We start from the raw sequence: 13139 nt of genomic DNA on the forward strand, positions 1-13139 counted from the left end.
GTTTCCCGGAAATAAAACCCGGCTCACCGCCAGGGACGGCCTGCCGGGAATTCCTCATGAATGATGTCCGCTGCCCGGTAACATAACGGAATGGCCGAGCCCGGCTTTCCACCGTCCGCGTACGGGAGGCGGCCACAGTGTTCCTCCCCTCCTACAAGGGCTTGTCCCCTGCCAATAAAAAGCGAACGCCTATCGACAAGACAGGAGTTCGCTGAAAAATATGTTTTACCGGTTTTTACGCCTTGCAGAAGGTGTCTTCATCCGCACAGTCCGCTTCCTTCCATGTGACGGAGGAGTCGCCGGAGGCGATGTGGACCAGGCAGTGGTACACGGCCTCCGGGTCGGCATCCAGCCGGGCGGCCACCTGCGCGGCCGTTTCCGGAGCGGAACCAATGGCTTTCCGGACTTTCCCCAGCAGGGCCAGGAAGGTTCCGGCGGCTTTTTTGCCGGCTTCCACGCCGGGCTGGTGGTAGGCGTTGATGTTCACCAGGGACGCATAGAAAGAAACGGCGCGCTCAAAGAGGGCGATCAGCATGCCGAGCGTTTTGGCGTTCACTTCCGGAATGGAAATGGTGATGGAGGAACGTCCGGATTCCGCAAGAGCCTGGCGCGTACCGCGCAGGAAGCCCTGGAGGAAGTCCCCGCAGGTGGCGCCCGCTTCCACTTCCACCGCGTCCGCAGAGCATTCCCGCACTTCAATGAAGGTGGCGAAGAAGTTGTTTACGCCGTCGCGGAGCTGCTGCACATACGCGTGCTGGTCCGTGGAGCCCTTGTTGCCGTACACGGAAATACCCTGGAAGACTTCATTGCCGTCCAGGTCCAGCCTTTTGCCGAGGGATTCCATGATGAGCTGCTGAAGGTATTTGGAGAAAAGCACCAGGGCGTCCTTGTAGGGGAGGACCACCATGTCCTTTTCCCCTTTGCCGCCGGTGGCCTTGTACCAGGCCAGGGCCAGCTTCATGGAGGCGTTGCACTTCACGCACTCCCGACGGGTCTTTTCATCCATCAGGCGCGCTCCTTCCAGCAGGGCGTCCACGTCCACGCCCTGCAGAACAGCAGGAACAAGACCCACTACGGACATGACGGACGTGCGGCCGCCCACCCAGTCTTCCATCGGGAAGCGCTTGAGCCAGCCTTCCGCTTCCGCCGTCTTGTCCAGTTTGGAGCCCACGCCCGTAACGGCTACGGCCTGGGCGGCGAAGTCCAGCCCGTGCTTGTTGAAAAAGTCCTGGGCCACCATCATGCCGTTGCGTGTTTCCGGAGTGCCGCCGGACTTGGAGATGACCACCACCAGCGTTTCTTCCAGAGGCAGGGATTCCAGCACGCGGTACATGCCGTCCGGGTCCGTATTGTCCAGGAAGAACATGTCCAGCCCGGCGGCGGGAATGGCGTCGGCCACCAGTTCCGGACCCAGGGCGGAACCGCCGATGCCGATGACGAGGGCCGCGGAGTATTGTTCCGCGCGGGGAGGGGCGATCCTGCCGTCCAGCACGTCCCGTCCGAAGTCCTTGACGTCCGCCAGAGGGCCGTCAATGGCGGCTTTCAGTTCGGGAGTGGGGGCCAGGGCGGAATTGCGCAGCCAGTAATGGCCCACCATGCGGCCTTCGTCCGGGTTGGCGACGGCGCCGGATTCCAGCGCCTTCATGTCGGCGAAAGCCTTGTCGATCCTGCCCTGCATGGAGGACAGGAAAGCGTCGTCCAGCGGCAGTTTGGAAAAATCAAGGGAGATACCCATTTCCGGGTAGCGAACGAGTTGTTGTGCGTATAGGCTCATGATAGTAATAGAGTGAGAAAGAATTATTTAAGTTTTTTAAGCACGCTTTTCGCCTGCACGTCATCCTGGTTCGCCGCCTTCTGGAACCATTCCCTGGCCTTGGCCGCGTCCTGCTGTACGCCGAAGCCTTTCTGGTACATGATGCCCATGTTGTACTGTTCGGAGGCATAGCCTTCTTCGGCAGCCCTCTTGCGGCGGTTGAGCTGTTCATTCGCCTCCGCTGGGGACAGGCCCACGGCCCGCGCCGCGTCCGGCCAGGTGTCGCCGTATTTCATGGCGGACGGGGCATAGGCGGCGGCGGCGGCCTTGCGGTTCAGTTCATCGGCCTTTTTCTTGTCCCGCTTCACGCCGTATTTGCCCAGGTCATAGAGAAACGCCATGCCCCAGTAACCGCGGGGACTGCCCAGTTCCGCCGCCTGCTGGAAGCATTCAAAAGCGTCCTCATATTTTTTGGTTCCCATGGAACGGACGGCATCCGCAATATGAAGTTCCGCCTCTTTCAGATCCGGGAATTCCGGAATGGCGGCCCATTCCCTCTTCAGCTCCTCCCGGTCCCTCTTGGATTTGGGAGGCATGCCCGCCGGACCAGAAAGGCGGAATACGGGGAAGTACCCCTCCATGGCCCCCATGTTCCCCAGGCCGGACATTAAAAACACGCTGGGAGCCACCCTCCACATGTGCATGTACAGGATGCGCCCTTCCTGCAGGGAATCCTTCGGCAGCCATTCCGGCATGTTGGAAGGTTCCCCGTATTTTTCCGTCAGGCCCACCAGCAGGGCCTTGTAGGCGGATTTGAGCCTGGTTTCATACTCGGCGCCCTTGAATTTGCTGCGGGAGTAGAAAACGACGCCGCGCAGGCCGCCGGAAGGGTCGTAGTCAAAATTCAGGGAAAAGGTCTGGCCGCCCACGGGCTGCTTGGTCTTGAACACGCCGTTCAGCCCGGTGCGCCCCAGCAGGGCGTCCGTAGGCGGCCCTTCAATCCGCTTGCTCTGCCTCAGCGCTTTCAGCACCTGGTCCTTATCCATTCCCGTCTCCAGATTCTCATAAAGGGCGGCAAAGAGATGCGGGCACGCGAACGCAAGAATACTGATGACACAGGCTAGTTTTTTCATATAAGAAGCAATGGGCGGTTTCCTATCAAAGGGACATGGTTTTCAAAAGAATAAAATGCGTCAGCGCAGGTGAGGAAAATTTTTCATAAAATATTCACTTCCAGTCCACCCACAGCCTTTTCAGATAATCCTCCCCCGTAAAGTCCGCAGGCATGGGATCATGAATGAGACGGGCTCCGGGAGCGGCGGCCTCCACCATCCTGCGGAAGTCCGAATGGCTCAGCTTGCGGCAATTGCTGGTGCACAGCATCCAGCCGCCCCGCTCCAGGCATTTCCGCGCCAGGGAGACAAGTTCCCCGTAATGGGATTCCACCCGGAACACCCTGCCCCTGTCGTCCCGTGAAAAAGTGGGGGGGTCCAGAATGATGCCGTGGAAGGTGCGGCCCTGTCTGGCGAACCGTTCCAGCCAGTGAAGCACGTCCCCCTTGCAGAAGTACTGGCCGGAGGGATCTATTCCGTTCAGCCTGAAATTTTCCCTGGCCCATTCCAGGCACGGCTGGGCCAGGTCCAGCGTGGTCGTCTGCGCGCCGCCCAGGGCGGCATAAACGGAAAAGGCTCCCGTATAGGCGAAGGTATTCAGCACTTTCATGCCCGGCCTGCTCCGTTCCCGCACCCGGCGACGGTGATCGCGCTGGTCCAGAAAAATTCCCTGGGAATAACCCGCGGACATGTCCAGCCTGAACAGCACGCCCTGTTCCTCTGCCTCAAATTGCAGGGGAAGGATAGGTCCGGCAATCTGGACAGGAGCCTCCTTCTGATTCTGTTCCAGACGCTTGTGAAATACGGGAACATCAAGTTCAGCGAGTTCCTTACCCAAATTCACGGGAACGGCACAGTCACGCGTGGAAACCAGGATGCGGTCTCCCAGCCGGTCCACAAACACGTCCGGATAGCCCTCTCCTTCCCCGTCAATCACGCGGAAAATCTCGGTACGCGGAGGAATCAGTCCTTTCTTGTATTCCAGGCAATGGCGATACGTGCGGCTCACGGCACGGAGAGACTACGGAATTTGACCGCCGGGGGCAATGGCAAAAGCAGGGAAAACGGATTCTGAAACAATCTTCTTTTGCCGGCAGGGAAAACCATGTTCCGTACACCATCCATTTCCCCTGAATATGGAAACAACGCCTGAAGGCAGATTTCCGTACTCCTATCTCGTCATCAGCCACCCACTCCATGAAGGCGATCCGGCGCATGATCCGGAAATATTTTCAAACATCGATCGTTTGGAGGACGAATTCTTTGAAGCCCGTTCCAACCGATGAAGGCGGGTTGCCTTCCGGATACAGCAAATAGCCGGAGAAGCGTTGATTTTTGAAGGAAGAGCTCCTCCGGCATATTTTATCCGGTACTCCAGAATAATTCCTGCGAAAACGACGCTTCCTTTCTTCCCCTCCCGGTATATTCGACGTCTTCCGCAACATCGGGCAACGCGGAATCATTACCAGACACGAGTACGGCATGCGGCAGCATCTTTTCCTCCGCCCCCCTAAATTTCATCGGTCCGGGAATATCACGATCTGCGCCGCCGCATCATCAGAACGGCCATGCCAAGCACCCCCAGGGATGCCGCCGCCGGCTCGGGAACCACGGAAAAGGCCATGGCCGCTACACCGGCTTTCTGTCCCCCAATGCGAAAATCAAGCCTGTCCGATGTTGCCGTTCCCGTCCATTTGACCAGCGTCAGCTTGTTGTTCGCAAAGGAAGGAGCCGTGGAGAATCCCGTTCCATCCGTAGCGGCGTATTCAAAGGAACCCGTTCCTCCGGTGACGGTAGTGGCGCCGGGAGCAGTCGCCACACTGGAAACGAACATGTAAAACGTTATGGTGTTCCCTGCCGTCAATCCGCCCAGTTGGATGGAAGATGTCGTGGAACCACCGGCTCCGGGGCTCATGAATGTGGACAGCGCTCCATAGTCGAAAGAACCGAGGATATTGACCAGGTCCGTCATCGCAGCCTCATTCTGGTAATAGGCGTAATAAGCGGGGTCTCCCTCTCCGGGAGTCACAGCGGTGACATTCGAGTTAAAGAAGTTCCCGCCACTTTTAACGATTTTTAGTGTATAGGGAGTACCGTTTCCTGAAGCATCCTGAAGCTGCAATTCAGCCGAGCTGTTGGACGTATACTGATTCATGCCGGGCCTTCCCGTGCCATCCCTGTACACATCCACCAGGACGGAAGCAGCCTGTGCCAGGGAAAAAGCCCCTCCGGCCATAAGTAAAAATAATGTTTTCTTCATGGTTTTCTGCTCTTGTAAACGGTGAAAACCAATGTAGGGATTTTGAATCCGAAATACGGTACAAGTTTTAGATTTTCATATTCTTATAAAAAACATACTTCTATGGCCGGGAAGAAAATTCACGCTCCGCATCCCCCGTTTATTTTCATAACTTTTTCTTTTTCATCTTTTCTTATTGACACCGGATTCAAAATCCGCCTTGATCCAAAAAAGAGGCCGGATCCAATGATCCGGCCTCTGGTTTTCAATTTGTTCCGCGAACAGCGGGCCTTAGTCGGCGTACTGTTCGTTGAGGGCTTCCATGATTTCCTTGGAGGCTTCCGGGATGTTCGTACCGGGGCCGAAGATGGCCACGGCTCCGTGTTCTCTGAGGAAGTCGTAGTCCTGGGCGGGAATGACGCCGCCGCAGAAGACCATGATGTCCGGACGCCCCTGTTTCTGGAGTTCTTCCACCAGGGCGGGCAGAAGCACCTTGTGGCCCGCGGCCAGGGAGCTCATGCCGATCATGTGCACGTCGTTTTCAATCGCCATCTTGGCGGTTTCCTCCGGCGTCTGGAAGAGCGGGCCTACGTCCACGTCGAAGCCGAGGTCGGCATAGGCGGAGGAGACCACCTTGGCGCCGCGGTCGTGGCCGTCCTGGCCCATTTTGGCGACGAGGATGCGGGGACGGCGCCCCGTGCGTTCGGCGAAGTCGTCCGTCATCTTGCGGACTTCCTCCACCAGCGGATCTTGACCATAGGATTGTGCGTACACGCCGGTAATGAGTTTGATTGGAGCTTTGTGCCGCCCGAAGTGCTTTTCCAGGGCGGAGGAGATTTCCCCCAGGGAGGCGCGGGCCTTGGCCGCCTTGATAGCGAGGTCAAGGAGGTTGCCTTCTCCCGTACGGGCGCATTCGGACAGGGCTTCCAGCGCGGCTTCGCACGCGGCGGAGTCGCGTTCCGCACGCAGTTTCTGCAGGCGGGCGATCTGGGCGTCCCGGACGGTGGTGTTGTCCACTTCCAGAATGTCGATTTTTTCTTCCTGCTCCAGACGGTACTTGTTAACGCCGATGATGGGCTCCTTACCGGAGTCAATGGCCGCCTGACGGCGGGCAGCGGCTTCTTCAATGCGCATCTTGGGCAGCCCGGTTTCAATGGCCTTGGCCATGCCGCCGAGTTTTTCCACTTCCTGAAGGTGGGCCCAGCCCTTGCGGATGAGCTCGTTGGTGAGGTATTCCACGTAGTAGGAACCGCCCCACGGGTCGATGACCTTGCAGATGGTGGTTTCATCCTGCAGGTGGAGCTGGGTGTTGCGGGCGATGCGGGCGGAGAAGTCCGTCGGCAGGGCTATCGCCTCATCCAGGGAGTTGGTGTGCAGGGACTGCGTATGGCCGCAGGCGGCGGCCAGGGCTTCAATGCAGGTGCGGGTCACGTTGTTGAACGGGTCCTGCTCCGTGAGGGACCAGCCGGAAGTCTGGGAGTGCGTGCGCAGGGCCAGGGACTTCGGGTTCTTGGGGTTGAACTGCTTGATGAGCTTGGCCCACAGCACGCGGGCAGCGCGCATTTTAGCCACTTCCATGAAGTAGTTCTTGCCCTGGGCCCAGAAGAAGGAGAGGCGCGGAGCGAAGGCGTCGATGTCAATGCCGGCCTTGATCCCGGTGCGCACGTATTCCAGGCCGTCCGCAAGCGTGTAAGCCATTTCCAGGTCCGCCGTGGCGCCGGCTTCCTGCATGTGGTAGCCGGAGATGGAAATGGAGTTGAACTTGGGCATGTACTTGGAGGTGAATTCAAAGATATCCGCAATGATCCGCATGGACGGGTCCGGCGGATAAATGTACGTGTTGCGCACCATGTATTCCTTCAGGATGTCGTTCTGGATCGTCCCGGAGAGCTGGTCCAGCGTGCAACCCTGTTCCTGGGCGGCCACGATGTAGAAGGCAAGCACGGGCAGCACGGCGCCGTTCATGGTCATGGAGACGGACATTTTGTCCAGCGGGATGCCCTTGAAGAGGATTTCCATGTCCAGGATGGAGTCCACGGCCACGCCGGCCTTGCCTACGTCGCCCACCACGCGGGGGTGGTCGGAGTCATAGCCGCGGTGCGTCGCCAGGTCGAAGGCGATGGAAAGCCCCTTCTGCCCGGCCGCCAGGTTGCGGCGGTAGAAGGCGTTGGATTCCTCCGCCGTGGAGAAACCGGCGTACTGGCGCACCGTCCAGGGACGCGCCACATACATGGTGGCGTAAGGTCCGCGCAGGTTCGGGGCCACACCGGCGGTAAAGTCCAGGTGCAGGCAGTCGTCGTACACGCTCTCGGAATAGGTGGGCGGCACGGGAATTTGTTCATTGGTCACCCAGGTTTCCGTCCGGGGGGCCGGGGACTGGCCGCCAGCCTTGACTTCTGGATAGGCGGCGGTTGCAAAGTCGGGAATATTGCTCATATGATGAAATTTGGTAAATGGTTTAGAGGCCGATCTTGTTCTGAATGGCTTCAATGGTGTTGTAGCAGTTGGCCCTGACGTGGATGAAGATGTCCACGCCGGCTTCCTTGAACGCTTCCACATGGTCCGCCGGATAACCGGCGAGGGCCACCATCATGTCCGGCTTGATTTCCCTGAGCGCCTTGCAGAAGGCGGGAACGATTTCCGGATAGGTGTCGTCCGTGGAGCAGATCACGCACACGGCGCAGCCGCTTTCCGCAGCGGCCCTGGCCGCCTCTTCCGGAGTCGGGAAGCCGGACGGGTAAACCACGTCCAGACCGCCTGCGCGCAGGAAGTCGCGGGAGAAGTCCGCACGGGCCTTGTGCTGGCGCAGCGGCCCCATGTTGGCGAAGAAGACCATCGGGCGCGTTCCCTTTTCCTCCACCCAGGCGTCGGCCTTGGCGAGCAGGGATTCAAAGCGTTCCGCCAGGCGGCGCTTCGGCAGGGCTTCAATTTCCAGCGGTCCGCCGCACTTGCAGTCCGCGCCGGCCGTGAGGGCCTTGTTGATGAGGCAGGTGGAGAAGCCTTCCTCCGCGGCCTTGCAGACGGAATCCACGCACATTTTCACGTCGGGCAGTTCCACGTCCGCATTCTTGCAGCAGCCGTGGCCCTTGGAGGCGGAACAGGCGGAGCCTTCCGGCACTTCCAGCTTCTTTTCCACCAGGTTGACGTACTGGTTGACGCCCACAATGGACTGGCGGCGCTGGTCGGCCATTTCATACCGCTTGGCGGCCGTGGCGTTCACGCTCTTCTGGATGGAGCCGGACTGAAGGGCCTTGATGATGCCGCCTTCCTTTTCAATTCCCTGGAAGACGTCCCAGATTTTCCGGGAGACTTCGTCCGTCAGGTTTTCAATGTACCAGGAACCGCCGGCGGGGTCCACCACCTTGTCCAGGTTGCATTCGCCCAGCAGAATCAGCGGGCAGTTGCGGGCGATGCGGCGGGAGAATTCGTCCGGCATGCGCACGGCCGCGTCGAAGGGCAGTACGTCGATGCTGTCCACGCCGCCCATAATGGCGGAGAATGCCTGGGCGGAACCGCGCAGCAGGTTGACCCAGGGGTCCACCTTGGAGAGGGTCCAGAAGGAAGTGCGGGCATGCAGGCTGATCTTGGCGGATTCCTCGCTGCCGCCGCATTCCTTGACGATGAGGGCCCAGAGTTCGCGCAGGGCGCGGATTTTGGCCACTTCCAGGAAAAGGTTGGCCCCGATGGATACGGTAAAGCGCATGTGGGCGGCCGCTTCATCCACGGAGATGCCGCGTTCTTCCATGGCGCGCAGATAGGCCACGGCGGTAGCGAGCATGGCTCCCGCTTCTTCAAAGGCGGAGGCGCCGGAGTCCGCATAGGGAAGCCCGCTGACGCCGATGGTCTGGAAGGCGGGCGCGTTGGCGATGGCCCACTTGGTCATCGCGGCCATCTGGTCATAATAGGCGCAAATGCCCTTGCCGCCGCAGAGGGAGCCCTTCATCACGGCCTTGCCGACCGGGTCGTAGAGAACGCCGCCCCGGAGGCCGGCGGTGTCAAATCCGGCGGATTTGTACGTGTTCAGGAACATGGAAAGCGTGCCCAGGCCGCAGGAACCGGGAGTGATGTAAACGGGCAGCTTGTCCAGCGGAAGGCCCTTGAGAGCGGTGTCCCAGGCCGCCTGCTTGCGCAGCTTGAGGCCGCATTTGCAGTTGAGCTGGACGTTCACGGCGGTCAGGCCGCGTTCCAGATCGTGCAGGATTTTGCTGTTGAAGTCTTCCGGAGTAGAGGCGGGAATGCTCTGGGCGATTTCGCAGGGCTTTTCCACATAGCCCAGGGCGCGGGTTCCGCGGCGGTACGGGAACTGCCCGGCAGGCATGACGGGAGAGTGCTCGTCCCACTTGTTGTAAATGGGATGCAGCGTGATTCCCTCCACGAGCTTCGTGAAAAGTTTTTTATCAAAATCAGCCCCCTTCAAGGCAGCGACGGCTGCCTCACGCCATTCGGCGTATGTGGCTGGTGCGAATTCTCCGAAGTCAATCTCCGGATCCGTTGTTTTGTTTCCCTTTTGCATGGCGAAGTCAATGGGTAAGGCCTAATATGTTGGTTTTTAATTGCGCAAACCAGGCCAGATTTAAAGCGCGGAGTTATCTTAGAAAATCAAATTATAAAGTCCAGCGTGAAAAACACAACAGGCCCAATGAAGGCGAATTTGCCCTATCACGTTCGGGAAGCTTGCAAAAACAACATAAAAAGAGTAGATACAGGGTTTAAGCATGCCGACCTCACCTACCGTCAAACTCCCTGTTCAACTAGTCAGGCAGCTCCAGGCATTCCGCCGTCGCCTCCGAACGGTCAAAATACTGGAAGCCATCTGCCTGGCCGGCCTGGCCGTCATCCTCTCCTATGTGTTCCTGTACGTTTCCGACCGCGTTTGGGAAACACCGCCCACGCTGGGATGGATTCTTTTCATCTGCGCCTTGGCGGGATTGCTGACTTTCATTCCGTGGTGGAGCTTCCGGTGGGTCTGGCAGCGCAGGACGGCCGCACAGCTGGCGCGCCTGATCGGCAAAAAGGATGCGGCTCTGGGAGACCGCCTGCTGGGGGTCATTGAACTGGATTCCGAAAAGTACGGGCACCAATACAGTTCAGCAAAGCTCAAGGAGGCGGCCATGGAACAGGTGGCCCGCGAAGTCGCCGGACAGGACCTGACGGTCAACATCCCCAGGCCGCGGCACAGGATGCTGTTCCTTCTTCTTTCCATTCTGGTTCTCTGCACGGGCGCCCTGTGCATCGTCAGCCCGGAAGCGGCGGAAAACGCCCTGCACCGCTGGCTTCAACCCTTCAATCCTCCGGAACGCTACACCTTCACGCAGCTGGATCCCTCCCCCGACACCCTGGTCATTCCCCTGGGGGAAAGCCACGTGTACGAACTCAGACTGGCGGATTCCACCAAGTCCCGCCCGGAAACCGGCCATTACGTTTTCGGGAACAGGGTGCGCCAGCAGACGACTCTGGCGGACGGCGTTTACAAGGTACTCATTCCCCCTCTCCAGCAGGCGGACAGGCTTGAATTTTCAGCGGGGGACGTCGTGCGCCGCATGCGCATCGTGCCGAAGGCGCGCCCTTCCCTGCTTTCCGCCGCGGCCACGGTGGCCTATCCGGAATACATGGACCGCCCGGACGGACGGGAACCGATGAGGGCCGGGGTCATTTCCGCGCCGGAAGGCTCCACGCTGACGCTGGAGGTTACCGCCTCCCAGCCTCTGGCTTTCGCCGCCACGCCCCAGGGAAAGCCCCTGCGCGTGGACGGCAGCAAGGTGATCATTCCCTCCATTCTTCTGGGGAAGGATCCGCAGGAAATGGAGCTGACATGGACGGACCGGGACGGACTGGCCGCCGCTCAGACCGTGAAAGTGCGCCTGGAACCTGTTGAAGACAAGCAACCCTCCGTTTATCTGAGGGGCGGAGAAAACGACCGCCACGTGCTGGAAGACACCAGCATTGAACTGGAAGTGGAGGCCGCGGACGATTTCGGCCTGCGGGAACTGGGCGTGGAATGGCAGGGAGAAAAGTCTTTTTACGAGGAAGAAAATCTGGACGGGGGAGCGGCGGATCCGGAGAAAGCCGGCAAGCCCGTCCCGGGACTGCACGGGGAAAAAGTTCTGGAAACGGGCGATCCGACCCGGACCGGATTGAAGGGAACCTTCCTGTTCCAGGCCAGGGCCCTGAAGCTGTCTCCCCAGCGCGTGGTCGTCCGCGGATTTACGCAGGACTACAAGCCCGGCGGCAAAAGGGTGTATTCGGAACCCATGGTCATCATCGTCCTTTCCAAGTCGGAACATGCGCAGATGATCCGCAATGAACTGGAACGCATCGTCAGCGAGCTGGAGGGGATGATCCGCCGCATGGACGCCATGACGGACGAGGCGAAACGCCTGAAAACCCTGGAAGAAAAGGACCTCAGGAATACGGAAGCCCAGCAGAGGCTCCATGCCCTTGCGGATGAGGAACAGGCCAACCGGAGGGAATTGAATGAATTGATCAACCGGTCCGAAACATTGTTCAAGGAAGCTTCCCGCAATACCCAGATCGACCCGTCCGGAATGAAGGAGTTCATGAAGGGAATTTCCATGCTGAAACCCGTTCCCGACAGCACTATGAAGAACGCCCAGAAAAAGTTCCGGGATTCTGCGGCGGAGAACAACACTCCTCAGGAAAGCCGGCAGTCCCTCAGCGGCGGGGAAAGCGACCATTCCGCCGCCACGCAGGCCCTGAAAGACGCCATGAACCAGCTTTCCAAATCCGCTCAGGACATGGAAGCCAGCACTTTCGTGGCCAGGCTCATCCAGGCGGCTTACAAGGAGGATTCCATTGCCAGTTCCCTCGCCAGCCAGCTCAACACCATCGTGGGCATGACCATGGAGGAGCTGGACCCCTCCACCCGCCGGGAAATGGAAACCATCGCCACCCTCCAGAATGCCTCCACGCAGGATATCGGTTGGATTCTGGAAGACCTCAATTACTACAAATCCCGCACGGAGGAACGCATTTACAGCGATCTGTACAATCAGATGAACGCCTTCTCCCTCCGTGAAAAGCTGGACCTGGTTCATGGAAACATCCTGAATTCCATCACGGCGCAGTCCATTGACGAATCCCGCCTGTACGCGTCCACCCTGCGCCACTGGGCTAAGCTGATAGACGACTACAAGAAAAGCCGCGGCGGAGGCGGAGGCGGTGGGGGCGGAGACCAGGAGTCCATTTCCGACGCCGACTTTGAGTTCATGCTGAAGATCATCCGCATGATCCAGCAGGAACAGGACATCCGCATGCGTACCCGCGCCGCTGAAAAGGAACACCGCAAACTCAACGCCAAAACCCCATGAATATCACCCGCCTGCCAGTCATCTTCCTGGCCTTTTCGGCCCTTTCCCTACCCTGTTCGGCAACCCCGGAGGGACAGACGATCTATACCGCCAAGCACAAGGAAACGGCGGAAAAGCTGGCCGTCCAGCAGGACGAGCTCCAGGCGGACACGTCCGACCTCATTATGGGAGAAACGAATGAGGAAGTGATCGACCTCCTGAAGAAATGCCGCCACGCCATGAACGACGCCGTGGACCTCCTGGAGAATTACAACACGGGAGGCCCGACGCTCGCCGCCCAGTCGGACGTCATTGAATTGATCTACCTGGCGGCCAAGGCCAGAATGAGCATGCCGGGAGGAGGTGCAGGAGGCAAACTGCCCAAATTCGGAGAAAACGGAATGAAGCCGGGCAGCGAGGCGCTGATGAACATGCTCCGCCAGCTCCTGGGCATGGACAGCGAGTCCCAGTCCATGCAGCAGGGGGACAGCGAAGGAGAGGGGCAAGGGCAAGGACAGGGCGAGGGCCAGAACGGCCGGGGCAACAAGCCGGGAAAAGGAGCCGACGGAAAGTCGGACATGGCTTCCTCCCAGGAAAAAGGGGTTTCCAGCCCCGACACGGCGGCGGAAAGCCGCTCCGTCCCCAAATCCACCGGGATGTCCGCAGATGACATGCCCTCCGAATTCCGCAAGGCGCTGGACGCCTACAACAGAACCCTCCAGAAGTAG

The 13139-nt window shown here is 59.3% G+C and carries 9 protein-coding genes; 3 read left to right on the forward strand and 6 right to left on the reverse strand.

The genetic code is table 11. From position 1 onward, the window contains the following. Positions 1–235: 235 nt before the first annotated feature. From OQH67_RS12195 to OQH67_RS12205, 3 genes are all read right to left on the reverse strand, one after another. The gene (locus OQH67_RS12195; protein WP_218957825.1) at positions 236–1774 is read right to left on the reverse strand and encodes a glucose-6-phosphate isomerase; all 1539 of its coding nucleotides are present in this window, start codon (positions 1772–1774) and stop codon (positions 236–238) included. A 23-nt stretch (positions 1775–1797) separates the two neighbouring features. Beyond that, the gene (locus OQH67_RS12200) at positions 1798–2886 is read right to left on the reverse strand and encodes a tetratricopeptide repeat protein (protein ID WP_215436545.1); all 1089 of its coding nucleotides are present in this window, start codon (positions 2884–2886) and stop codon (positions 1798–1800) included. 94 nt (positions 2887–2980) lie between these two features. Then, a complete protein-coding gene (locus OQH67_RS12205; protein ID WP_215436548.1) occupies positions 2981–3874 on the reverse strand; it encodes a class I SAM-dependent methyltransferase in 894 nt (297 codons plus the stop codon). Between the two features lie 127 nt (positions 3875–4001). On the opposite strand from OQH67_RS12205, the gene OQH67_RS12210 reads away from it, so the two are divergent. Then, the gene (locus tag OQH67_RS12210) at positions 4002–4151 is read left to right on the forward strand and encodes a hypothetical protein (RefSeq protein WP_215436552.1); all 150 of its coding nucleotides are present in this window, start codon (positions 4002–4004) and stop codon (positions 4149–4151) included. A gap of 248 nt (positions 4152–4399) precedes the next feature. Here OQH67_RS12210 and OQH67_RS12215 read toward each other — a convergent pair whose 3' ends face one another. From OQH67_RS12215 to OQH67_RS12225, 3 genes are all read right to left on the reverse strand, one after another. Then, complete coding sequence (locus tag OQH67_RS12215; protein WP_215436554.1) at positions 4400–5125, reverse strand: hypothetical protein; 726 nt, start codon at positions 5123–5125, stop codon at positions 4400–4402. 270 nt (positions 5126–5395) lie between these two features. Next, positions 5396–7540: a methylmalonyl-CoA mutase gene (gene scpA / locus OQH67_RS12220; RefSeq protein ID WP_067573165.1), complete on the reverse strand. Its 2145-nt coding sequence runs from the start codon at positions 7538–7540 to the stop codon at positions 5396–5398. A 22-nt stretch (positions 7541–7562) separates the two neighbouring features. Next, on the reverse strand, positions 7563–9617 hold the full coding sequence (locus tag OQH67_RS12225) for a methylmalonyl-CoA mutase family protein (RefSeq protein WP_215436557.1): 2055 nt from the start codon (positions 9615–9617) through the stop codon (positions 7563–7565). A 202-nt stretch (positions 9618–9819) separates the two neighbouring features. Here OQH67_RS12225 and OQH67_RS12230 point away from each other — a divergent pair, with 202 nt between their 5' ends. Next, positions 9820–12432 (forward strand): MFS transporter, encoded by a 2613-nt coding sequence (locus tag OQH67_RS12230; RefSeq protein ID WP_215436560.1) that lies wholly within the window; start codon positions 9820–9822, stop codon positions 12430–12432. Beyond that, the gene (locus OQH67_RS12235) at positions 12429–13139 is read left to right on the forward strand and encodes a hypothetical protein (RefSeq protein ID WP_215436563.1); all 711 of its coding nucleotides are present in this window, start codon (positions 12429–12431) and stop codon (positions 13137–13139) included. The genes OQH67_RS12230 and OQH67_RS12235 overlap by 4 nt, the downstream gene beginning before the upstream one ends.

The sequence above is a fragment of the Akkermansia biwaensis genome (assembly GCF_026072915.1).
Lineage (GTDB): Bacteria > Verrucomicrobiota > Verrucomicrobiia > Verrucomicrobiales > Akkermansiaceae > Akkermansia > Akkermansia biwaensis.

What these genes read in the sequence shown, in the direction of transcription:
- OQH67_RS12195 (WP_218957825.1), bottom strand. Translation starts at nt 1,774, where the DNA reads ATGAGCCTATACGCACAACAACTCGTTCGCTACCCGGAAATGGGTATC.
- OQH67_RS12225 (WP_215436557.1), bottom strand. Translation starts at nt 9,617, where the DNA reads ATGCAAAAGGGAAACAAAACAACGGATCCGGAGATTGACTTCGGAGAA.
- OQH67_RS12210 (WP_215436552.1), top strand. Translation starts at nt 4,002, where the DNA reads ATGGAAACAACGCCTGAAGGCAGATTTCCGTACTCCTATCTCGTCATC.
- scpA (WP_067573165.1), bottom strand. Translation starts at nt 7,540, where the DNA reads ATGAGCAATATTCCCGACTTTGCAACCGCCGCCTATCCAGAAGTCAAG.
- OQH67_RS12200 (WP_215436545.1), bottom strand. Translation starts at nt 2,886, where the DNA reads ATGAAAAAACTAGCCTGTGTCATCAGTATTCTTGCGTTCGCGTGCCCG.
- OQH67_RS12215 (WP_215436554.1), bottom strand. Translation starts at nt 5,125, where the DNA reads ATGAAGAAAACATTATTTTTACTTATGGCCGGAGGGGCTTTTTCCCTG.
- OQH67_RS12230 (WP_215436560.1), top strand. Translation starts at nt 9,820, where the DNA reads ATGCCGACCTCACCTACCGTCAAACTCCCTGTTCAACTAGTCAGGCAG.
- OQH67_RS12235 (WP_215436563.1), top strand. Translation starts at nt 12,429, where the DNA reads ATGAATATCACCCGCCTGCCAGTCATCTTCCTGGCCTTTTCGGCCCTT.